The following is a 24,410-nucleotide window of genomic DNA, read 5'->3' on the forward strand; positions in this document are numbered from 1 at the left end:
TTATTGCTAATTGAATTTAGCTCGAAAGAATGATGATTGTAGCAGGTATGCTCCAGATAAAGTTCTAATGCTTGGCTAAATATTCAGTTGTTACAATGTTACTTCAAGTATAAGTGTATAAGTATATGTTAAATCTCATCAGGGAATGATGCTAACCTGTACTAATTTTGCGCTGAAACATATCTTGTGATGATATTGGAAGTGATTAATTATCAATAGGATAGGTTGTTTTTGTGACGTGGCTTTATTTTACAATTAGAGGCTTTTTTTTTTGATGAATATCACGAAATAATAGTCTTTATCTCAGATAAAATAATAGCGCAAACATTCGATACGATTGTGAAGGTATTGCTCAAAAAATATCAATTTAACTTAAATCTGTTAACAAGTAATGGGTTGTACAAATCCATATGATATTTATATCAGCCTAGATATGCATTTAATAGGAAGTTATACCAACTTAAATTGTAGTTGCTCAGACTTGAACTGACAGTTCCGGTTTTTTGAAGGTATTTGTTAGCTTAAATTTGAGCTAAATTCTTATCGGCCCAAAGCCAAATCGACAGAGATCAACCAACTAGCATTGTTACGTGACACCTTGCTCTCTAAATTGCTTTCCAGCGAAATAGAGTTATTCAACAAGATAAATAGTTGAGGTTTTAGATGAGCAACTTCAGTTTTTTAAAGGACATTAAACCAGAATTAGCTCAACTTGGCTCAAGTGCTGAGCTGTATTGCCATGATGATAGGCAAGCCGCATTAGTAAAATTGCGGTGCTTTACCGAACTTGTCGTCGGTAATATATATTCCCATCTATTACTCGAACCACCTATTCGCGATGACTTATACAGTCGGTTACGTAGTGATAAGTTTAAAGACGTCGTCAGTGACAATGGAATCTGGGCAAAACTGGATGTTTTGCGTCATAGAGGGAACAAAGCTGCGCATTCGGTTAGTGGTGAGTTAGATATTTCATCGGAAGAAGTCTGTTGGTTGATAAAGGAAGCGTATTTCGTCGGTCGTTGGTATGTTCAGACCATTTTAAATCAACCGATTACACCTCCAGAGTTTGTTGAGCCGGTAAAACCTATAGATCATACATCTCGCTTAGAAGTCGAGTTAGATCGGCAACGTAAAGAACTCAATAAACGAGAGGTTGAATTAAAGCCCCTACTTACTGAGAATCATGATAAGTATCAACAACAGACGAATGAACTAATAGCCCAACTAGACGAAAAAAACGACACACTTTCCAATGTAAAAAAAGAGCAAGCACTATTACAGATTGAACTTGAACAAAAACAAAAAGATCTAGTAGCGTCAGAGCAAGCTTTCATTGATTACAGGACGCGTGAAGAGTTTAAACAAGCTAGTATTTTATCAGCTTCAAGCTTTGATCTTGATATGGAAGTGACACGCCGAAATATTGATATATTTGATTGCTTTGAAGGTATAAGTTTAACTAAAGGTCAAAACCAAATAGTTAAGCAAATAAATGAGTTTATCAACGATACCAAACAAAACGTATTTTTACTTAATGGATATGCAGGTACTGGTAAGACATTTATAACTAAAGGAATTACTCAGTATCTAGAAAAAATTGGTCGTGGATTCACAATCATGGCCCCAACGGGTAAAGCCGCGAAAGTGATATCAGACAAAACAATGCAACCTGCCAGCACTATCCACCGCGTTATATACAATTATGACAACGTGAAAGAGTATAAGGTTGATGGCGTCGAAGGGTCTGAAACCTATCGTTGCTATGCTGACATTAAGGTCAATGTAGATACTGCGGAAGCTGTTTATATAATTGATGAAGCGTCAATGGTTTCTGATAAATATTCCGATGGTGAGTTTTTTCGTTTTGGGAGCGGATATCTATTAAAAGACTTGTTCAAGTACATCAATATTGACCACAACGATCATAATAAGAAAGTTATTTTTATTGGTGATAATGCACAGTTGCCACCTGTTGGAATGAATACGTCACCAGCGCTAGATGTCAGTTACCTTAAAGAAAATTATCAAGTCGCTGTGGCTTCAGGATACTTGACTGAAGTTGTTCGTCAAAAAGGTGATAGTGGTGTTTTGAACAATGCTGCCATGTTGCGTGACGGTTTAGAGCAAAATCTTTTCAATAAACTGAAATTTGAAGTTAATGATCATGATGTATTTAATTTGTCCTCGGCAAATCTACTTAGCACTTATCTAGACTCATGTGATAGAAAAGTTAGTCGTACAGGAGAAAGTATTATTATTGCTTCTTCAAACAGACAAGTAGCTGAGTATAACCGTTTGGTTAGAGAGTACTTCTTTACTGGTCAACAGCAAATAGTCGCGGGAGATAAAGTCATTTCGGTAGCAAATCACTATCGAGCAGACGCTTGTATTACCAATGGTGAATTTGGCATGATCAATGAAGTACTATCTCCTCATTCTGAGTTGATTAGTGTTGTCATTAGCGTCAAAGGTGATACTGGAGAAATGGTCAAACGAAAAGTAGACCTGAGTTTTAGGGATGTCGTATTAGGATTTCGCAACGACTATGGTAAACCATTCTTCTTTGGAGCAAAAATTGTCGAAAACCTACTTTACAATGATCAGCCGACCTTATCGTCAGATGAGCACAAAGCACTCTATGTTCACTTTTTAAATCGACACCCAGAACTGAGGCGTAAAGGTAATGAACAAAAACTTAGAATTGCATTATTGCAAGACCCTTATTTCAATGCTTTTAAAATTAAGTTTGGTTATGCCATCACTGGACACAAAGCACAGGGTAGCGAATGGGAAACGGTTTTCTTACAGTGTCAAACACACCAAAAAGCCTTAACTAAAGATTACTTCCGCTGGTTATACACCGCTATAACGAGAACTTCTGACACGTTGTATGTAATGAATCCACCTCAGTTGCGCTTAGGAGATGGAATGAAAATAGCAGGAGCGTATCAACCAAAAGCAGTAAAGCTCGACAATTCTGTTCCGCAAGGCGTTGAGGTTGTGCGGCCAAGTACCGAAGCAACGAACTCAGTAACCACAGTGAAGTTTGATTTTCAGACTGACATCCCGCAACTTAAAAAGTTATACCAACTTGTCTCCACTTGTGTCGAAGATACAGGGATCACAGTCGTTGAGGTTCTCCATTATAACTATCAAGAACGATATATCTTCAAACGAGGCAATGATAAGGCATCAATCAGTTTTAATTATAAGGGGAATTGGAAAGTGTCTGGCGTAAAGAGCATTGCTCAAGGTGGATTCGATGTTGAACTCATGGCTTTGCTTGGTCAATTAGAAGGTACTTTGCTTGATGTCCCTGCGTCTTCAAAGGATGCTAAATTCCATTTTTCAGAGTCATTCTTAGAAGAGTTTTATCTAAATGTACTGGACCAAATTAACAGTATTGGAGCTGATATAAGCAAAATTGAATCTCGTCCATTTTGTGAAAGATATGCATTTGTTAAAGGCAATGAGTTGGCGATGATTGAGTTTTGGTACAACAAGTCTAGTCAATTTACTAAAGTTCAACCTATGCCTCAGCTTAGTAATTCCACAAGGCTCATTGACGAAATAATATGTCAAATAGGTGTGCTTTTATGAATGAGCCAGCTAATCGTACAGTTAATAATTTGAGAAAAAGCGGAGATCTGCAAGGGGCTTGGGAGTTTGGTTTTCAAGCGTTGTAGGCAGCCCCCCAAGATACTTACTTGAAAGGTGCTTTATTTTGGGTGTGTTATGAGAATCTCAAGCACCAGCTTGAAAATCTAAATAAACGGGCGAGTTCTTCAAACAACTACCATCCTACTGATTTTGAATTTGAGCAAATAGAGAACTTGCTGCAAACCATAATAAATTTAGATATTGCTACTGGCGGCCTAGAATACAAAATGCTGCTGGTTCAATTTAAGAAGAGTTTGGAATGGTTTCCAACCTTGATTCACCTTGTGCTTCGACATCAAACTGTGCTGTTTGATGATGAGGCTAAAACGCCTTTTCAAGCTGAAAAAGGTGAAGTGCCAAGTTTAATGCTCTCAACAGCACGTCAATTGGCAAGTGCATGGCTTAGAGCACGAGAGTATTGGCAGCTAGATCTTAACCAAGTGATGGCATTTATTAACCAAACACGCGAACAAGCTTCTGATACTAAACATATGATGTGGCTTGATTACGACCAAGCGAAGTGCCTTATTGTTGCGGGCCAATACGATCAGGCTCGCGAACTCATTCTACCCATTTTAAGAAAGAAGCAAAAAGAGTCTTGGGCTTGGGGAGCATTGGCTGCTACTTATTCAAAACAAGATCAGCGTTTAGCAATGAAGTTTTTTGCTAGGGGAATTGTGTCTGCACATGACGTTACTTTTAGTTTGCGCTTATTACAGGGAATTATTCCTTTATTACTAGCAAATCAACAACAAGCTGAGGCCTCGATGTGCCTAAAAACGGCTATTGCAGCTTATCAAACCCATGGTTGGAAGCTAAAGCAAGAGCTAGAACAGCTATCTATGCAGCCTTGGTACGACTCAGGTGTCGATGAAAAGCAACTGAGTCCTTTTTTAAACTCTATTTCTCACGACGCTTTAAATTACTTGCATGGGCCGATGGAGAAGGTTGTTGCTATCGTAGAGAATATCCATAAATCCGGTAAAGGCTTTCAAGTATTCGTAAATAAGTCGACATCACTATCAGTTCGCATGGGGATTCATAAAGGTAAGCAGAAACCTCAGGCTGGCGACTATGTTGAGCTATCCGTAGCGAGTGTTGATGGAAACAAAGAAGTAGTAGCTTCCTCATCGTCCAAGCAAGTAGATATGGCTGATGTTTCGTATGTAGAGGGTACGCTTCGAATAGCCCCCAAAGGCTTCGGATTTGTCGAGGATACTTTTGTTCCTCCCTTTGTTATAGGTAATTTAAAAAATGAATCAAAAGTCAGAGCACTCCGTATCATGAGTTGGGACAAATCGAAAGCTCGCCACAACTGGAAAGCTATTAAGTTAACGGAACTAAATTTTAATGAATGATAAGTCGCTTTCAGAGAAAGTTGAGTTTGGCACAATGGGAACAGAAGTGAATGTATGAACAATTATTAGCTGCCATTGAGTCTGGCAATCAAGTGTTACTTCAGGAAGTTCTTGAACAACAGCCAGAGTTAATAAATATGGTTTTTGAAGAACTAGAAGCAACACCATTTGAGTTGGCATTAAAGTATGGTTTCTCAACACTCGCCGAAAACGTTATCAATCGTGACGGTTTTGATTTAAACCATGACGGTCATAACCCGTTGAGACTTGCTATTGACCTTGGTTTTTTAAATATTGCAAAAACACTGTTACACAAAGGCGCAAACCCTAACTATCGACCACAACAAATGAGCAGCGCATTGTTGCTTTGTTTAGACAATGAATACTTTGAACTCGCAGAGTTGATGGTAGAAAAAGGCGCTGAAGTTAACATCCGAAACGACAAGGGCTGGACACCTTTAATTTGGGCCTCAATGAAAGGCCGAGTTAAAGCGGTTGAATTTCTGCTTAAGCACGGAGCTGCCGTCGATGTTTGCAATAACGATGGCTGGAATGCGGTTACGGGCGCTTATTTCAAACAACGCCTGGAAGTAGTCGATAAGCTCCTTGCTCAAGGTGCGGTATTCAGCGCCAAGTACTCAGAAGCAGCGATGCTGTCAGCGTATCAAAATGGGCATGTCAACATCACTAAGAAGCTACTGGCTGATGGCGTTAATCCAGATGTTGAAAACGAAGATAAAGAAACGATGCTGATTATCGCCGTTACTAAAGGTGATGAAAAGATGATCAAAGCCTTGATTGCCGCTGGGGCTAATCCAAATGCGAGAAATAAAGATTCACATCCAGCGTTATCATTGTTGGCTCAAAACGGAAAAAATGAACTGATGTCCTTGCTGATTGATAAAGGGGCGGATGTCAATCTTCAGAGTAAGTCTGGTAGAACTGCTGCAAATTGGGCTGCTACTTATAACCAATCGTCCACATTGGAATTTCTTCATAGTAGCGGAGCTAACCTTGATTTACGAAATGAAAACGGTTGGTCACCATTGATGATTGCAGCGGGTAGTGGTTACCTTGAATCTGTAACTAAACTGGTTGAGCTTGGAGCAAACACTGAGTTTGAATCTAAAAAAGGTAATACAGCTCAAGATATTGCGAAATCAAATGCTCCAAAACATGGAGAAAGTAGCAGAATAAATGGTGACTATGTATATCCGTTGCTCAATACCAGTTACAAACAAGTAATGGATTACTTATCTGGAACTCGTGAACAGTGATAGCTCAACACTCAGTATTTGATGCTGTCCGTCGCGGTTATAACGAGCTAGAACTCGCAAGTAACAACGAAATTCTTGATTACTTTGCTGATGTTAACCCTGATGCAATGTCGGGGCATATCAGTAACATCAAAGGCATTGTTTTTGAGCAACAGGTTGTCGATGCACTCAATGAGCAAGGTATGAGCGCCATGCTATTTGAAGCGACGAACCATCCTGTTTCTGATATTGCATTAATGAGTGATGGCGATATTGCTGCTGCAATGCAATTAAAAGCGACAGATAGCGTCAGTTATATCAACGAGACTTTAGCTGAGAATCCAGACATACCAATTATTGTCACGAGTGAAGTTTCCGATAGCTTTGATAGTGCGATGGTGATTGATTCAGGGATCGATAATGTTGTTCTGGAAGATACCGTGTCAGATGTATTAACTGGTGAAATTGCCAATCATGTCGGTGAGTCTGTAGCAAGTGATGTGGCGAGCGAGGGATTAGCTGAGATTGTGGCGGACGTGGCGTTGCCTATTAGCCCGGTTGGTATTATTGGTGCCTTGTTTGGACTCCCTTTTTTGTAAGGTAGTTATGGTGTAAAAGTTGAGATGTCTTTATGTACAGTTCTTTTTGTTATCGGCTAGATATGATCTCAGACTTTTAAATTGTGAAGTTTCTTCTCTTTTAAATTTTTAAATAGGCAAATGAATGTTAATGAAAAAATTAGCTAGTCGGCTTAACGTTTCTAGTGCGTTTGAACACGCAATAACCGAGCGATTTAGCGATGAACATGTTATGTTTCAATCTGAGCGAATCTATGCTCTTGCTCATAAGAATGAAATTATAAACGAAGTTATTGAAGAACTTAATGATAACAGCCTATACCAACCTAGATATGGTTTTTATTATTCTGTACCTAAGTCTGAAATAGTAGATCGTTACGTCGTTTATCTACCTTTCAAAGAGCTAGTTATTCACTATGCATTTATTCAGGTTATTGCAGAAATCCTAGACCCTCAATTAATAAAAAATTGCTTTGCTGACCGTTTTGAACGTAATCAGAAAGTTGGGCGTTTAACCAAGAAATTTGCGGATCATTCCTGGCCTAATTATTGTGCTTGGCAAGAGCAATACGCTCAGCAATCTGATTTCATGTTGATTACTGATCTATCTAGTTTCTTTGACAATATTAATCGGCAAATTCTGATTGAGAAGCTTTCATGTAAATTGGGTACGTCTGTTTCTTCGCCATTTATGCGGTATTTTCAGGACGTAGTGTCACAACCTGTCCTTAGATTAACTCGGGTACAAGGAATTGTATCTGAAGAATTGGTGCCTCGGCCTAAAGGAATAATCACTGGACCAAGTTGTAATGGTGTTCTTGCAAACATCTATCTAATGGATATTGATCTAGAACTAAGTAAGTCAACCGATGTCTCGTATGGTCGTTATGTTGATGACATAAAACTTATGGGAAAAAATAAAGAGGAGATGGTTAAAGCATTCTCCCTTTTACAAGCTAGGCTCCATACTCTCGGGTTAAGTATCAACTCAAGTAAAACCAAGCTTTACAATTGTAAAGATGAAATTATTGAACTTGTTAGTCAAGAGGTTGTTGTTGGAAGCGATTACCACGGTAATGAAGAAGTTGAGACTCTACGAGAAGAGACAACTATTATTGGCGAAAAGTTATTGGTTAATGTGCCTTTTGAAAAACGTGAAGTTGAATTTGACTATGATGTAGGTTTAGAGGACATGAAATCTGCAAAGCAGTTTTGTTTCTTTCTTCAAAAAAATAGCCAAAAAGACTGGCAAGTAAGAGATATTAAATTTTTGGCAGAGATCATTAAACGTTTCCCTTCTTCTGCAAAACATGCAGCGTGGTTGTTGGTATCTGGGTTATTGAAGTGTGAAGGGGAGGTTTTTAACCTTACATTCAAAATAGTAACCACTCAATTACTTCAATCTCATAATATTCATGAATATTGTAAAGCGCGATGTTTGCACCATTTACTTAAACATCGTTCTAGTACCAAACAGTACTTATTTGAAATTCAAGGTTTATCTGAGGATAAAGACTTTGTAACAGCGCTTATTCAAACAACTAAATCAGCAGAAACAACTTTGTTGAAAGTGTATGGTATGGAAATGTTGTTCATTTTATTAAGTCTCAAGAAAGAGATGACTGCTAATGGGCTGTTAGGTGCTTTTATAGAGCTAGGGATCTCTTTGAACAGTGTAGAAACACAAGCTTTGATGCAGTTCACTAAAGACCTTAATCAGAGTTATTCGCACTCATCATAAATGATCTAGCGAGGTTTGCTTGACATAAAAGCGTCAATGCCTGTTTAGAAAATCTTTCCACTCGTTAAAGATAGAGGCGTTGCAAGATGAACCTTTCATTAGGCGTGAACGGATGAGGTAAACAATATTTGAGTACTGGTAACCCACTCAAATTATTAAAAAAGTAATTAAAATATTAGCATATTAACAACTGATTTGCGTTGTTGGTTTGACCTGAGTTTGACAATGTTAAAACATTTAAAAATTAAGATCTGGCCACAAAAAAGCCTGTAACTTATTAATAAGTAACAGGCTTTTTTGTTTAAGTATTTGGTCGGTATGAGAGGATTCGAACCTCCGACCCCTGACACCCCATGACAGTGCACGCCTCTTGCGTAAGTTCTTGAATTTATTTTATTTTATGTTGTTTTGGAATGTTTCTACACAGTGTTTTTTTGTGCTTTTTTAGCTTAATTTGCGTTTTCTACATTCTTTGCAATCAATAACTTACGCAGGGTTTGACCATGTCTTTTTAGTTAATAAATAAAGGCTTAGCTTATTAAAACTCATTAGTTTAATTAATTTGCCAGCTTGATCTCTACGAGGGGACTTTCACTCCACTCCAAATGATCAAGTGTGTTGACCTTAGTTGATCTCACGTTGGTGTGAGCTACTTTGTGCCTTAAATACAGCATTTGATCGCTCATCGCCTATATTCTACCGGCATGAAGTTGTGCAGACTTTAACAAGGCTTATTTCAAGCAAGGAGTATTAAGATGTCTGGATGGTATGAGTTAAGTAAAAGTAGTGATGGACAATATTGTTTTGTCCTAAAAGCTGGGAGCGGTGAGATTGTTGTGGCCGATAACGATCGGCCACAGGTTTAGAGCAATTTCATACTTCTTCGAATCTGAAACCAGCCATTTTTTTGCCGACTCGTAACTGCCCCATAACGAGTTTCTCACCATGTCGTTAATCGAATACACTCGAACCTTGTTGACTAAGTTTTAGTAATAATAGCTAGAGCCCATTGAACGAGTTCCACTCCAATTAGATATCGTAATTCCTATTACCAAAAATATGACAACATCTATGCGTCAAAAGCTGTCGCAGCTTGTTATTATTCTGTATAAAAATAGCAAGGAAAATGGATATGCAAGAAAAGATTCAACGTCAAATTACGATGTTACAGCAAATCCCTCGGCATCCTAGACGTATTACCGCAAATGAGATCGTAGAGCGGCTGCAAGACCGACAATATCGGGTCGGATTGAGAACGGTTCAACGTGAACTTAAAGCGATGCTAGATATGGGAATGTTTGGCATAGAGTTGGACGATAGGGCTAAACCTTTTGGTTGGTACATCTCGGCTTGTTGGAACGATTTCAGTATTAAGATGATGGACAAGTCGATGGCTCTTGCATTTTACACGTTGAAACACAATGCCAATCAGTTTCTTCCTCCTCAGAGTCTCAAGCAATTATCGCCTTATTTTGAGCAAGCAGACCAAGTTTTAGGTAATGATCCAGAAAGTCCTTGGTTATATTGGGCGTGCCGTGTTGCACAACTGCCAGCACCTTTACCTGTCTGCCTTATTGAACCAGATAAAAAGTCACTTGAAATTGTTCAAAATGCTTTGCTGAATAAGCGGCAACTCGTATGCAAAATACAACGATTTGTTAAAGGTAATGACTACTGGGTTGAGTATGACCCTATCAATCCACAAGGAATCAGAATTTCAGATGGTGTTCCATTATTGATTTTTACTATAGGTAAGCTTCATCACAAAATTTACGCACGCCCATTAGATTCATTAAAAGATATTCGACTACTCGAAACTCCTATAATCGAAATTCCCACCCAGAAATTGCCAGAACAAATACAAAAATCAAATACCATCGATATTAAGCTTCTATTTTCACCTCAATCCAATTTCATATTGAGGAATGCAAAGTTGAGTGAGGATCAAACTTGTGTTCGATTAAACGACGGTAATTATTACGTTTGTGCAACCGTAATAGATACTCCAAGTTTGCGAGCATACTTATGGCAAATGAATGACACGGTAGAGGTGGTTGCTCCGAGTAAATTGAGGAGTCACTTTGCTCGTTTATACAGTAAATTGCATCAAAAATATCAACACGGTGCGATCATATCTAACGCACCTCCAGGGTATTCTGGCAAAAATACTGTCAAGGGGATGGATATATGTACGAAATAATTCCTAAAGGTAGTCACTTACCCAAAATTGTAGTCTTTGGTGTCGGGGGCTGTGGCTGTAATACGATTAATCAATTGAGCCTGACGAGCTTGAGCGATAATGTACATCTAATAGCAGTAAACACTGATACACAATCTTTAGCGGCGGTAAATTGCTCAGCTCGTTTACAAATAGGCGCTGAAGCAACAAATGGTTTGGGGGCTGGTTCCGATCCACAAAGAGGGCTTGCAGCTGCGCAGGAGTCAGAAATTGAGTTGATTGAGCATATCACTACAGCCGATGTCATTTTTGTTACCGGAGGCATGGGAGGTGGAACTGGTACTGGAGCCATTCCATTTATCGTATCACTCGCAGAAAGGTTAGAAAAGTCTATGGTGGCAGTAGTTACAGCGCCATTTGGCTTTGAGGGACAATACAGAAATGCTCTAGCGAAAAACGGTCTTGAACAGTTAAAAGAGCATGCAAGTTCACTCATCGTTTTGCCCAATGATAAATTAGTTAAAACACTCGACAAAAAAATTAGTTTAGTCAATGCCTTTTTTGAGAGTAACAGAGTGCTACAAGATGTACTCATTGGGCTCACGACAACGATTAGCCAATCTGGTTTTATTAATATCGACTTAAATGACTTTATTGCTGTCGTTAACTATAAAGGTCGAGCCGCGATGGGGGTTGCCAGACAGGATGAAGCTGGTGATATTCCCCAGACCATAGAGAAAGCATTAAAAAATCCATTATTAGAAGATATTGAGCTTACCAATGCCAAGGGGGCGATTGTCAGCGTAATAACGACCAATGATATTGAGCTTAACCAATATTACGAAATTGGAGAGCAAATTCAGCAACAACTGGCACCCAATACCCATCTGATAATGGGGTTAACGTTAGTGGAAGATTTAGATTGTGAATTAGAACTTATGATAATCGTTACTGGCATTAGTAGTGGAGCCTTAAACAGTACTAATACAGTTAGCAAAACAGGCTTAAATGTAGCTCTCAATGTTAATTCAGACCCAAATCACGTTGTGATAAGTCCGCAGTGTTCGGACAAGAAAGTAGATGATAATCTATTGAACGTACATGATTTTTTAAAGCAAAAGGCAGGGCGGTTTATAGATGATTCTGAATTAGATATTCCCGCATATACTCGCTTAAACCAATAGAGTTCATTATACCTAGATTTGTACTGCTTAATATTTTTCTATTGAAATGGTTTACTAGACAGTGTAAATCAGCAACTATTCATTTAATTGCAATAGTAACTGCATTAATTAAAACATCTTTTTTCAAATTTTTACATTATTTACAGTTTGTTATGCAGGGAGAGATTGCGTATAAATGGCATATAACAAGTTACTTAATTTTGTTCCGGCCACAAAAATTGTGGCCGGAACGGGACTGTCTATATTGAGTTTCGGCAGCCCATTAGCAAGGCGTTGGTCTCGAGGATTGAGTTGATGAAAGATATAAAAATATCATCTGAAAAAATGTGGTACGACATTAACGATGTTCACGGCCAATCTGGAGGGGTTTATATATTGAGATGCTTAAGTGAGTCAGGCGGCCCAATACCCATAAACCGATTATTGGGAACGGATGAGAGCGGCGTTCTATATATCGGTAAAGCAAACTCTTTCCTAAACCGAGTTGCAGAACTTAAAAAGAGCATATCGCCTGATTACAATTCCGGATCCCATGAATGTGGCAGTCGTTATAAAAGCCACCGCGCCATTACTCAGGCATTCCCATATAAATTTTTATATGTAAACCTAATAGAAAGTGAGGAGCCTCGGAAAGTTGAATCTGAACTATTAAATGATTATGAAAATAAGTATGGGGAGTTACCCCCTTTAAATCGAATCAGCTAAATTACCATATCAAATCAATCAACTTCGCACTTTCGTCGCCGGACGCGCTAAAGCGAGCAGATTATAGCAGCCTTGGTATGACTCTAGGTGAGCCCTATGCCTACTCCTTACAAAATGGTTTTTGCTTGCTTCTCATGCCGTAAATCGTTCAAGCGTGAGTTTAATCTGGTAAAAGAGTGCCCGGTAACTATTTGGTGCCAGGATAGTGACGATGAGGCCCACAATTTTGGTCGCCTCTTCAAAGCGCCGAAGAGGTCCGAATAGATAGTGGAACAAAGTACAGCTTTTATTTGAGCACTGGTGCTGTTCAAAAAATTCGGGTCTGCAAAGGACATCATGATGTTATCTTCTACCCAGAAACCCTGACTGAGGCCCGAAAATTCGTCATCAAGTACAAGAGGTATGCAGTCCCTGTAGTCAGAGGGAAATATAATAAAATGTTATATGGCAAATCGAACAAGCACCTTGTAGGCTTTTTTCGAAATTTAGATAGTTACAAGAACTCAACCCAATAGATGGTGAATAATGAAACCTGAGTTATTTAATAAAATGTTAAAGCGTATTTCTGATGGATATTATTCATCGGATAAATTACAAGTCTTATACGCTAACGCTGAGAAACAAGGTGATGAGCAAGGTCGAAAATTAATGGCTCAGATTGTTAACTACTCGCAATATCAAGATACGGTTTTGTATAAAAAATTAGTTCCAGAAAGTGACGTTAATCGCAAACAATTTATGGAAGATGAAGGTTTTACGTGTGCGAATTGGTTGTGGTCTTGGTCTTTCGTTAATCATGAGAAAAAAGCAATTGCTTTTGGTGCCTGGAATACCGCATATATTGATGAAAATAATGTTGTAATTCTTAGTGAGAATTGGAAAGGAGAGGATCGAGAAGCATTAGGGTATAGCCAAGCACTGAAACATATAGATTTAGTTAAAAACGAAGGTTATAGCTATCAGGTCTTTAATATGATCCATGGGGGGCACGACTCTAATGGGCGCTCCAAAATTGCAGGAATAGATCCAGTTTTAAAAAATGCTACAGTCAGGAAGGAAGGCGTGGACTGGATTGCAACGGTTTCGTAATAAACTGCCATATAACAAATAAGGATAGGCCTCAGCTTTAGAGCCATTCCATACTTTTTCGAATTCGAAATCAGTCATTTTTGTGCCGACTCATAACTCATAAATGTCCAAATTCTTTTTCATTGATAGCGATTAATGCTTACTATGCCAGCTTGATCTCTGCATGTGGGACTTCGGTCCACTCAAGATGGTTTTGCACGTAGACCTTAGTCGATTTTGAATCGGTGTGAGCCAAGCGTGCCTGTGGGTCTACCCCCATGTCTGAAAACAGTCTTGCGGCGAGCGCCCTGATCTCATGAAATGAAGGTCGCTGTTTCATTTCCAGGTGATCAAATAACCCTAGTTCGTCACGAACATCCGAGAAACTCCGGCTAAGATAATTGGGGTCAACTTGGTAACGGTGATCTGTTAAAGTGCTCTGTTTGTTGTCGCGGTCTGGCACTCGATGAACGACGTACGGAGATACAACTCCGTCACGGCTGCGATCGATGCTCTCTTTAAGTACCTTCCCGATAGGGATGGCCACGTGACTCGCTTCTTTATTTTCGACTTTTTGTCGATGGATGAATAGAGTACCGTATATGCCATCGATAGGTTCTGGCCACCATTGGCAACCACATTGTCCTTCTTTTGGCTTATTAACGCGGTATTTGATGCGCGATGTCTCAAGCCTTCCCTGTGCTGATTGTAAAGCCAACTCCATGGCTATTTGTAACCAGGGTTCCGCTGCAGCATGGATTGCTCGATAAGCTGTAACACTTAGGCGTTGGCGTTGCTTTTCAGCTTTATTGCGTTTCTTCATTTTCAATGATGCCGGGTTCTCTAACATCAATGATTGGTCGATGGCGTAGGCAAACAGTTTCTTAAGAAAGCCCAGTTTACGATTATGTACGTTAGCACTAGCGTTTTCGTGATATTTATTCAAGTATTCATGAACGTGCTTAAGAGTGATATCTTGGCTAGGTACCTCGTTAAAGAACTCTTTCACCCGGTTCGCATCGTTAAGCATTGTATTTTCTAACTGTTTGCTGAGAGATTCTTCAGTGAATATGATCTCGAGCAGCTTATCGACATGTTCAGCAAATGGCTGTTGCTCGCCGTTGATGCCACCAGACAATTTTATTAAGTCATCAACGATCGAGCCTGTTGATGGTCGTTTAGCTCTATTATATTCTATGGCGATTTGAATAGCCTGAGATCTGATTTTTCCAACCGATCTTCTGCTTCCATTAGTCAGTGTTAATCGATAATCACCTGTATTCGTTTCGTATCGCAAGTAAGCTGGTAAGTTCTTATTAGCCTCACTTTTCGGTCTAGCCATTGGTTCTCAACCTCCTATTGTGATGCGGCGATAAGAGCACTTACGGTATCGCTGATATGTTTTGGTATACCAAAACGCTCATTTTCAAAAACAAAGACATTTTCGTCGACAACCTTACCTCTCACCTTTCCCTTAAGCACCCAGTTTTTAATTGTACGGTTCTGCGGTGCCGAGCACTTTGTAAACTCCCTTTCTGCCCATTTACTTGCTTTCATGAGTCGTTCATTTTCAGTAGTGATTGGTGACATTTACATTCCTCGCTTTTGAATGACTAATCGTGCTGAACATGCAGTCAGTATTTCAGTGATTCTCAAAACTCGAAAAATTNTTTCAGTAGTGATTGGTGACATTTACATTCCTCGCTTTTGAATGACTAATCGTGCTGAACATGCAGTCAGTATTTCAGTGATTCTCAAAACTCGAAAAATTTGACTAAGCTGAAATTTTTTAAAAAATTTTAATATTTTTTAAATTTATGTTCAAATAGCTGATTTTCATCAGTTTATTTTTATATTTTTTTTATATTTTGGCTTAATATTCTTGCTTTAAGTGCTCATCGTAGTCATGAGAATCTCCAAAACTCGGGATGAAAAATAATCAATTGAATCGAGAATTTTTAACAACTAAGTGGCAATGCATTCCAAAGCTGAAATGCTAATGCTCACTTGTGTTGATAAAGGGCTGACGAGTTAGGCGTTTAGTCTTCTTTGGTGGCAGAAGCTTCTCTGTTTACGATTTTCACCGCTACAAGAATGCCACCAAAGACCAGCACGATTAATGGAATGATAAACCACATTATCTTACCTCCCGATTAAACGATTTTAAGGCTGACATAGTACAAATGTGTCCACCTGCTAGGCGTGATAAGCTTCTGCTTAACACGACGTTCAAATAAATAATGGCCATAAACCCACTTTAAAAGTAACAGCTCGCTTATCACTAAGTGAACAAGGCTTTGAAGCACAAAGACATTGTAGAGGCTGTATAACACGATGTAATTTGCCAAGAGTATTGGCGCCCTTAATGCCACATCATCCCAGTTGATTTTCATTAGATGGCTCTCCTATAAGTTGCAGCTTTATCAATCAATGAAGCTATCGAACGAGTCGAAGCTGGAATCAAATGATGAGCTCTCAAACGTGTCCATACTGTCGCAGGTGGAGATATCCGAAGAGTCTGTGGTGCCAAATACGTTGCCGTTGACATCGACATAAGTACCTTCAATCATCGGTGTTCCATCGACATTAACGGAAGGGGTTAGGTTATTAATGTTGCTCATATTAAGCTCCTTATTGAGTAATTTTTGAGTGACTTCTTTTTCGACATTAATGAAAAAAAGTTCGATTACAACCCCTTTTTTTACGTTTTTTTAACCTATGTAATTCGGTATTTAGTGACTGTATTTGTTGGGTTATTTTGTCATTGCAAGCACTGTGGTGACTGCTTTTTAGCGCACAACGTGGCTGCTTTTCAGCAAATAATCAGCATGATTTTTTGTGAATAAATAGGCCTGTAAGACAGGCGAGCGATAAGCGGATTTGGGTTGATACGAAGTAGCAATTCAAAGGAGCAACGCGCATGTACAGCTGGTCTGTACTAACCGTATTTACGTTTTGCTTTAGCAAAATTTAGCGTCAATTTGGTACAAATTGAGCGCTAAACAGTAAGTCTTTTCGACAGAAAAGCTGAGCGACGAAAGAGGGGACAGAGGTGGCACACCTCCCCCTCGTCGGAAGCGGCGAAAATGCGGTTAGTACAGAGCGTAGCTCGGTACATGCGCGTTTAATGCTTTGAAAGGCTAGAGCGCAGCTCGTAAGCCGGCGCGGATGACGAGTCATCAGCGTTGGCGGGCGTTTCAAGGCATATGACGATGGCACGAAGTGACATCGTCATCAGGCAAGGCCTGGCTTGGTAGCGACTTCGGTCGCTATTTTCATCCCGAGCGGGATGAAACGGCTTCTCGGAATGAATGTCGCGACGTTTTGTCGTAATTAAGGATGATTTGCCTGAGGTGAAACTACTTGAGATACCCATTTACGTATCAAGAAATAAAGGTATCGAATGCAACATCAGTTTCTTCAGTCGCTGCAACAGATAAATCACAGCCTATCATTGGCCCGGTTGTCGGTGGAAAAATACCAACCTTACCTTTATATTCCAATGAATTATTTCCCCGGCTGCAATAATAATAAAACCGGCAAATTACGACGGATGATGACCATTAAATTAGTGGCCAGATTTGGCCTCATTTCACCCAGTATTATTGCCAAGCTTTACAACATTCCTTATCGGCTCGCGTTAGAGCATCTAAACAAACTAGTAAAAGAGCAACTATTGTGCTTGGTGGTAACCCATCGGTCGATGGATGGGCGGGTTTATATCCTTGATTATGCCGGCGCTAAATATGCAGAAGAGCTGTTATCAATAGCCATCTATTTTCGCTCAAGCGAGCCAAGTTTGCGGGTGAATCAAAACACTGTAATGCATGATTTGATGATGCAATATCTATTAATAAAAGGCCTGCACCACATATCAAAGTCCGGAGACGAGACACCGCTTTGGCTTTCGTATGTGACTGAGCCAGAGTTTAAGCGCATGTTCAAATCCAATGACATTCGCAATGTGGATGCAATCGCCATTGAACCTGACGGCAGTGTAGCCGCAGTGGAGATGGAGCACTCTTTTAAAACCAAAGCCAGCAGGCAAACCATTTTGTTGAAGTGGCTCTATGGGTTAAAACACGGGTTTTATGACAAAGTGATGCTGTTCTCGCATTCTTTAAATGTGCTCAACGACATTAAACGGCTTCATGTCGAGTTACACCAAGAAATGCCCCAGCGCTATGACAAAGCCACTAAGCTACCAGTACTGACAGAGGAGGACGTTAATCTGTTAAAGCAAAATGTGATTTACCGGACGGTATATTGCTCAGAACTTAATGATGTATTTTACGGCTAAATCGCAAGACACCAAAACGAAGAAAAGACACTAAAAGTGTCTTTTCTAAGGTCTGCAGAGATGACAAAGCAGACAGTGTATGACGATGTCAGAGTACTTTGACTCTGGCATCAGTACTGACGTCTAGAACGTCAGTACTCCTCGAGTTACCGAGAATCATCTACAAGAACGCGCTTTCTCTTGTATTTATGGATAAGCACGTTAGGGGCGAGTTTATAGCATCTCTTGAGGCATTCTTTTTATTTGTAAATTCCTTTTGATTAATTTCCTACCTTACGAATTTCTCTTTTCAAAATAAAAACGTCAAATTCTTTACTTTGGTCACAATTTGGGCGTTCAGTCTTTTCCTACGATTTATCGGCATGTTTTACGATTCTCTATTCTTGAAGTAAAACAAAGGTATTTGTTTTGCTTTTATCGTTAAAAGTGGGGTGTTTGTTCTAAAAATGTCGTTATGTTGTTTTATTTCAACATTTGGTTAAGTGAATGTAGCAATGTGTAGCGTTTGTAACTTAAAAAAATTCCCTTTAATATCCGCGTCAGAAAATTGGCATCCACCTATTTTATGTCATTTTAATTTAGTGCGATGGCGGTCATACTTTGTAGAAAATCTGCTTTTACAGTCACTTGTGAATCTGTCTTGGCAGGGCTAGTGAATGGCAGGGTTGAGTCGATTTTTTGACTTAACAAAATTTTTTATAACACTTTGCAATTTTAGCTCTTGCTAAAATGATGAAATGTTACAACTTCGAAATGCGGCTAAATCGAATGTCGATGGGCGGTAGCGTGTCAAAAATTCAATTTTAGCCAATATTATTGCTATCAAATCCATAAGTATTGTTCGCTTGCTCGAACGCTTTACTGATAGAATCCCTCGGAAATTTTTACAATCATGCGGTTATTCCTACATTGCGAATTAAACCATATGGTTATGTTTAGCATCCGTTCCTCGCCAAGCTACTTACAGTGCGCTGAAATGGTTTTTCGCTTTCATTTCTTATTAGAAATTAGTCGTTAAAAATGAAAATAATTAATAAAAAAATCAAAGTATTAGTTCCATTTGTATTACTTCTTTCTCTCTCTGGTTGTGCGCTTCCTGGCCAACACTTTGATGGTGGAAGCGAAATTGAGAACCAAGAGCAAGTTGATAACACTGAGTTGAACGTTTTTGTTTACACTCTTACTCCGAAACTACTTCGTGAAATGGCGCTTCCCGCTCCAACAGCTCTTGCCAATCCAGAGTTAGATACTCAAATCAGTCAATATGAATATTTTATTGGTGCGGCAGACATCTTAAACGTCACCATTTGGGATCATCCTGAACTCACCATTCCTGCAGGTTCTTACCGTAGTGCAACCGACTCAGGTAACTGGGTTCGTGCAGATGGTCGTATTTTTTATCCTTACATTGGTTTTGTACATGTAGCGGGTAAGTCGGTGGTCGAAATTCGTCAAGAGATGGCAACTCGATTAGCTAAGTACATAGAAAGCCCACAAGTTGATGTTAATGTCGCTAATTTCCGTTCTCAAAAAGCTTACGTAACAGGTGAGGTGACTAAGCCTGGTAGCCAACCTATCACTAATGTGCCGCTCACTTTACTCGATGCAATTAACCATGCTGGTGGGTTAGCAAGTGATGCTGATTGGCGAAATGTCGTGTTATCTCGTAACGGTAAAGATGAGGTTATTTCTCTTTACGCATTAATGCAGAAGGGCGATCTAACCCAGAACCGCTTACTGCAAAACGGCGATATTGTGCATATTCCCCGTAATGATGGCCAAAAAGTGTTTGTTATGGGCGAAGTCATCCAGCCCAAAACGGTAAAAATCGACCGTGCCGGCATGAGCCTAACCGAAGCATTAAGCGAAGCGGGTGGCCTAAACCAGATGACGGCTAATGCTACAGGCGTGTTTGTTATTCGCAGTGCTCATCAAGATGCTGCAAATCACCATCAGACTCAAACTGAACAAACAAGCAATACCATCGCTAATGTTTATCAGTTAGATATTTCTAATCCCACCTCAATGATCATGGGCACAGAGTTTGATATTCAGCCCTACGACATCGTTTACGTCACCGCCGCGCCCATCACTCGTTGGGATCGTGTTATCCGTCAGTTAGTGCCCACTATCTCAGGTGTTAATGATCTGACCGAAAGCATTACTCGAATTAAAGGTTGGTAAGCGATGTTTAACAATATTTTGGTGGTGTGTGTGGGCAATATCTGTCGCTCACCCACTGCAGAATACAAGCTTAAAGCACTACTGCCAGATAAGCATATCGCATCAGCGGGGATTAACGCGCTGGTGGAAAAAGGAGCTGATAGCACAGCCACAGAAGTTGCGGCGCAGCATGGGCTGAATTTACAACCCCATAGCGCTCGGCAACTGACCGCAGATTTATGTCATCAGGCCGATCTCATTTTGGTGATGGAGCAAGGGCATATTAAAGCGGTAACAAGTTTAGCGCCTGAAGCCAGAGGCAAAACTATGTTACTCGGCCGCTGGTTAAACTCTGAAAATGGCCTGCAAGATATTCCCGACCCATATCGGCAAAGCAAAGAAGCTTTCGAGCATGTCTATCGCTTAATTGATGCCGCAACAGCCGCTTGGGCAACAAAATTAGCTTAGTCTGTAATCGTCTTTAATAAATGAACTCAAATTACAGGTAAGCCTAAAACAAATTCAGTAGGAATTGTGACCGAAAATGAGCAGTACTAAACCTATTCATACCTCTAGTGCGCGACAAAATAACCAGCAACAAATTGATCTGATTAAACTAATGGGCACATTAATTGATGCGCGTTGGTTCATCATTTGTTTGACATTGTTGTTTACTATTTTTGGGGCGGCTTATGTTTTATTAGCAACCCCGATTTATAAAGCCGATGCACTGATCCAGGTTGAGTCAAAATCTTCTGATATTTCTGCACTGGTAGGCGATATGGGCGATATGTTCTCCTCTGAGTCTTCTTCTGTTACTGAGATTGAGATCATTAAATCGCGGATGATCTTAGGTCAGACGGTGGATAAGTTTAATTTGACCACCCAAATTAAACCGGGTTATTTGCCTGCGATTGGTCAGGGGCTAGCGCGTTTAACAAAGAGTGAAATCGATATCGATATTCCCCGCTTTTTCATCCCTGGCTATATCGATTTACCCGCTAAATTTAGTTTCATTGTCGATAATGCTGACGTCGGCAGTTACAGCGTATTCGATGAAGAAAGCAAAAAAATCTTGTCAGGTAAGGTGGGCGAGCTAGCCACTAAAGGCGAATTTGCTGTGTTTGTTCGTCAAATCGACGCCAGTACCGGTGACTCATTTGCCATTGAAAAGCAATCGAAAATGGATGCGGTGCAATGGTTACAAGAAAACCTTTCCATTAGCGAGCGTGGTAAAGACAGCGGTATTTTGCTGCTTTCCTTTGTGGGGGAGAACAAGGCCGATATCGAAACAATATTAGATGATATTGCGCAAAACTATTTCTTACAGAATGTCGAGCGTAGCTCGGCTGAAGCCGAACAGAGTCTAGCCTTTCTTCAAGGCCATTTACCGGACATCAAACATGAACTAACGCTGGCCGAAGATAACCTAAATCAATATCGTCAGGCTCATGAGTCGGTTGATTTAAGTCTTGAAGCCCAATCAAAGCTCAAAGTAATGGTTGAGCTTGAAGCGCAGCTGAATGAGCTGACCTTTAAAGAGAGTGATATCAGCCAGCGCTACACTAAAGACCATCCTGCTTACATCTCGTTGTTAGATAAACGTAATGTGCTGCTTGAAGAAAAAAGTAAGTTGAATCAGCAGATCCAAGATTTACCACTGACACAACGGGAAATCTTGCGTCTTACTCGTGATGTTGAAGTCAACCAAGCGATCTACATTCAGCTGCTGGGTAAAGTCCAAGAGCTTAGCGTGTTAAAAGCGGGCACAGTGGGAAATGTGCGTATACTCGACGAAGCACAGGCTTATACCGAAGCGGTAAAACCTAAAAAACTGTTAGTGGTCGTGGTTGCTATTTTACTTGGTGGATTTATTGCTGTGGCACTCGTATTGGTGAATAAGGCGATCCACAAAGGAGTAGAAAGTCCTGATCAAATCGAAGAGCTGGGCATTCCCGTCTACGCTAGCATTCCGTTATCTCAGTTACAAAACCAGCTTGAGCAGAAGATTAAGCGCACCAAGATAAAGACTAGCCTTAACGTTGAAGAAACCTTGCTGTCAGAATCTAATCCTGCCGACCTTTCAATAGAAGCGCTGCGTGGACTTCGTACTAGCATGCATTTCGCCATGCTCGAAGCTAAAAATAATGTAGTCATGATAACTGGCCCGTCACCTTCAATTGGGAAATCATTTGTTACTGCAAACTTAGGCGGTGTGATTGCTAACGCAGGACAAAAGGTGCTGATCATCGACGGTGATATGCGTAAAGGCTATTTACAGCGTCATTTTAACCTTAAATACGATGATGGTTTGTCAGATTTGCTGGTCGGTAAATCAACTGCTGAAGAGGTGGTTAAGTCTACCGGGGTCGACAACCTGGATGTTATCACTCGTGGTATCGTGCCGCCAAATCCATCTGAGCTGCTGATGCATCCAAGATTTAAACAGTTCCTAGCTTGGGCATCGGAGCAATATGACTTAGTGCTTATCGATACACCGCCAGTGCTTGCCGTGACCGACCCTAGCATTGTTGGTGCTCTTGCTGGCACTACTTTAATGGTGGGACGCTTTGAAGTCAGTACCGCTAAAGAGATCGAAATTGCCCACCACCGTTTTGAAATGGCTGGCATCGAAGTCAAAGGCTTCATTCTCAACGCGGTAGAGAAAAAAGCCAGCAGCACTTATGGCTATGGTTATTACAACTACAGCTATCAGAGCGATAAATAATCAATGAATATTATTCATAAGAAATATATTTGCTGGTGAAAAAATTGATTTTTATAATTAGCCCAAAAAGTTTTGGAACTTAACGTGAGAATATTAATTTTAAATACGCTTTACTATCCTTTTAAAGTTGGCGGTGCGGAAGTATCAGTGCAGTTGTTAGCTGAAGGGTTAGTTAAATTAGGGTATGAAGTCCATGTTGCATGTTTATCTCCTAAGTCTTATGAATTTGTAAATAAATGTGTAAATATACGTGGGGTCAATATTCATTACCTTTCTTTGGCTAACTTATACTGGCCATTTGAACAAGTTAATCGAAATGTGTTTGTTAAGTTGGCGTGGCATTTGCTTGATAATTATAATCCGTTCATGTTTTCAAAACTGAATAGTTTAATAAAAGAGATTAAACCTAATGTAATACACACAAATAACTTAGCTGGTTTTTCTAGTGGGATTATTAAGTTTGTTAAAAACCGATACGCAAAAATAAAGTTAATACATACTGCAAGAGATTATTATTTTTTTGATCCTGCAACAACAATGTTTCGTCATGGTGTGATTAAAAGTAAATCCGAGTTTATGGTATATTTTTGGCGATGGATAAGGTGTCGTCAACTAAAACATTTAGATCTATTCGTTGGTGTTTCAAACCATATCTGTGATTATTACCGACAAGAATTGGATAAGTGGAATGTTAAGAGTTCAACCGTATATAATCCAATAGAGTTTGATATTGATTTACGATTTGAACAAAAGGGTAATAAGGATGAAATAAGTTTCGGTTTTATTGGGAGGAAATCATTAGAAAAAGGATATGATGATTTTGTAAGATTAGCAAGTGAACTAGAATCAAAATATAGTGATGTAAGTTTTGTTGTTGCTGGCCATGGTGACAATAAGTTTGTTGATATGATTAATAGAAGGCATGGTTGTCCCACAATAATAGATTTAGGTTTTACTGCATCGAAGGATTTTTTCTCAAAAATTGATATTTTGATTGTACCAACCAAATGGCTAGAGCCATTCGGAAGAACCCTTGTTGAAGCGCAGAGATATCAAATTCCCTTTATTGGTTATGGAGCTGGCGGCTCAGGAGAAATTTACGAGATTTTCTCAGAACAATCGTTAATATGTAATAGTTTTTCTGAAATAAAATTGGCTTGTGAAAATATTATAGAGGGTGCATTAAATTTTAGTTTTGATGATGAACATAAGCTCGTGTTACAAAGGTTCGCTATTGAGAAACATGTTAATGAAATGAATCGTTTGATTAGTGCATTATAACTGTTAAAAATGGTTTTAAATTCTTAGTTTAAATATAATAATGATAGTTATTATAGGTTTAATGATCACGAGTAAAGCCTAGAGGTATTTTTTGATAATTAATATTTATTTATTCAATTTTTAAAGTAAATTTGATTTTTTCTGATAATGAGTTTTATTTAATCTGCTTTTCGAATAAGGTTTTTTATGGGGGTTGAGTCTAGTAT

The 24,410-nt window shown here is 39.5% G+C and carries 17 protein-coding genes; 14 read left to right on the forward strand and 3 right to left on the reverse strand.

The window, feature by feature from the left end; all coding sequences use genetic code 11:
- Positions 1-663 precede the first annotated feature (663 nt).
- From L1D21_RS15635 to L1D21_RS15675, 9 genes are all read left to right on the forward strand, one after another.
- Positions 664-3,603: an AAA family ATPase gene (locus tag L1D21_RS15635; protein WP_239846193.1), complete on the forward strand. Its 2,940-nt coding sequence runs from the start codon at positions 664-666 to the stop codon at positions 3,601-3,603.
- A 107-nt stretch (positions 3,604-3,710) separates the two neighbouring features.
- Positions 3,711-5,021 carry a hypothetical protein gene (locus L1D21_RS15640; RefSeq protein ID WP_239846194.1) on the forward strand — a complete coding sequence of 437 codons (1,311 nt, stop codon included), beginning with the start codon at positions 3,711-3,713 and terminating at the stop codon, positions 5,019-5,021.
- Positions 5,022-5,071: 50 nt separating this feature from the next.
- Positions 5,072-6,298, forward strand: a complete 1,227-nt coding sequence (locus L1D21_RS15645; RefSeq protein ID WP_239846195.1) for an ankyrin repeat domain-containing protein — start codon at positions 5,072-5,074, stop codon at positions 6,296-6,298.
- A complete protein-coding gene (locus L1D21_RS15650; RefSeq protein ID WP_239846196.1) occupies positions 6,295-6,876 on the forward strand; it encodes a hypothetical protein in 582 nt (193 codons plus the stop codon). Before L1D21_RS15645 ends, L1D21_RS15650 begins: the two co-directional genes overlap by 4 nt.
- Positions 6,877-7,006: 130 nt before the next feature.
- Positions 7,007-8,596, forward strand: coding sequence for an RNA-directed DNA polymerase (locus tag L1D21_RS15655; RefSeq protein WP_239846197.1), 1,590 nt, complete (start codon positions 7,007-7,009; stop codon positions 8,594-8,596).
- 1,132 nt (positions 8,597-9,728) lie between these two features.
- Positions 9,729-10,796, forward strand: a complete 1,068-nt coding sequence (locus L1D21_RS15660) for a WYL domain-containing transcriptional regulator (RefSeq protein WP_239846198.1) — start codon at positions 9,729-9,731, stop codon at positions 10,794-10,796.
- On the forward strand, positions 10,784-11,959 hold the full coding sequence (locus tag L1D21_RS15665; protein ID WP_239846199.1) for a cell division protein FtsZ: 1,176 nt from the start codon (positions 10,784-10,786) through the stop codon (positions 11,957-11,959). The genes L1D21_RS15660 and L1D21_RS15665 overlap by 13 nt, the downstream gene beginning before the upstream one ends.
- Before the next feature lie 294 nt (positions 11,960-12,253).
- The gene (locus L1D21_RS15670) at positions 12,254-12,664 is read left to right on the forward strand and encodes a hypothetical protein (RefSeq protein WP_239846200.1); all 411 of its coding nucleotides are present in this window, start codon (positions 12,254-12,256) and stop codon (positions 12,662-12,664) included.
- A gap of 525 nt (positions 12,665-13,189) precedes the next feature.
- A complete protein-coding gene (locus L1D21_RS15675; protein WP_239846201.1) occupies positions 13,190-13,753 on the forward strand; it encodes a hypothetical protein in 564 nt (187 codons plus the stop codon).
- Between the two features lie 142 nt (positions 13,754-13,895).
- Here the strand turns inward: L1D21_RS15675 and L1D21_RS15680 are convergent, their stop codons facing one another.
- From L1D21_RS15680 to L1D21_RS15690, 3 genes are all read right to left on the reverse strand, one after another.
- Positions 13,896-15,074, reverse strand: coding sequence for a site-specific integrase (locus L1D21_RS15680; RefSeq protein WP_239846202.1), 1,179 nt, complete (start codon positions 15,072-15,074; stop codon positions 13,896-13,898).
- Positions 15,075-15,088: 14 nt separating this feature from the next.
- Positions 15,089-15,322, reverse strand: a complete 234-nt coding sequence (locus tag L1D21_RS15685; RefSeq protein WP_239846203.1) for a hypothetical protein — start codon at positions 15,320-15,322, stop codon at positions 15,089-15,091.
- Between the two features lie 833 nt (positions 15,323-16,155).
- Positions 16,156-16,353 (reverse strand): hypothetical protein, encoded by a 198-nt coding sequence (locus tag L1D21_RS15690; RefSeq protein ID WP_239846204.1) that lies wholly within the window; start codon positions 16,351-16,353, stop codon positions 16,156-16,158.
- Between the two features lie 782 nt (positions 16,354-17,135).
- On the opposite strand from L1D21_RS15690, the gene L1D21_RS15695 reads away from it, so the two are divergent.
- From L1D21_RS15695 to L1D21_RS15715, 5 genes are all read left to right on the forward strand, one after another.
- Positions 17,136-18,032: a hypothetical protein gene (locus L1D21_RS15695; protein ID WP_239846205.1), complete on the forward strand. Its 897-nt coding sequence runs from the start codon at positions 17,136-17,138 to the stop codon at positions 18,030-18,032.
- 1,020 nt (positions 18,033-19,052) lie between these two features.
- Entirely contained in the window at positions 19,053-20,216 is a 1,164-nt protein-coding gene (locus L1D21_RS15700) for a polysaccharide export protein (RefSeq protein WP_239846206.1), read from the forward strand.
- Between the two features lie 3 nt (positions 20,217-20,219).
- Entirely contained in the window at positions 20,220-20,663 is a 444-nt protein-coding gene (locus tag L1D21_RS15705) for a low molecular weight protein-tyrosine-phosphatase (RefSeq protein ID WP_239846207.1), read from the forward strand.
- A gap of 76 nt (positions 20,664-20,739) precedes the next feature.
- Entirely contained in the window at positions 20,740-22,923 is a 2,184-nt protein-coding gene (locus L1D21_RS15710) for a polysaccharide biosynthesis tyrosine autokinase (protein ID WP_239846208.1), read from the forward strand.
- A gap of 84 nt (positions 22,924-23,007) precedes the next feature.
- On the forward strand, positions 23,008-24,204 hold the full coding sequence (locus L1D21_RS15715) for a glycosyltransferase (protein WP_239846209.1): 1,197 nt from the start codon (positions 23,008-23,010) through the stop codon (positions 24,202-24,204).
- The last annotated feature ends 206 nt before the right edge of the window (positions 24,205-24,410 follow it).

Source organism: Shewanella sp. Isolate11 (assembly GCF_022398315.1).
Classification (GTDB): domain Bacteria; phylum Pseudomonadota; class Gammaproteobacteria; order Enterobacterales; family Shewanellaceae; genus Shewanella.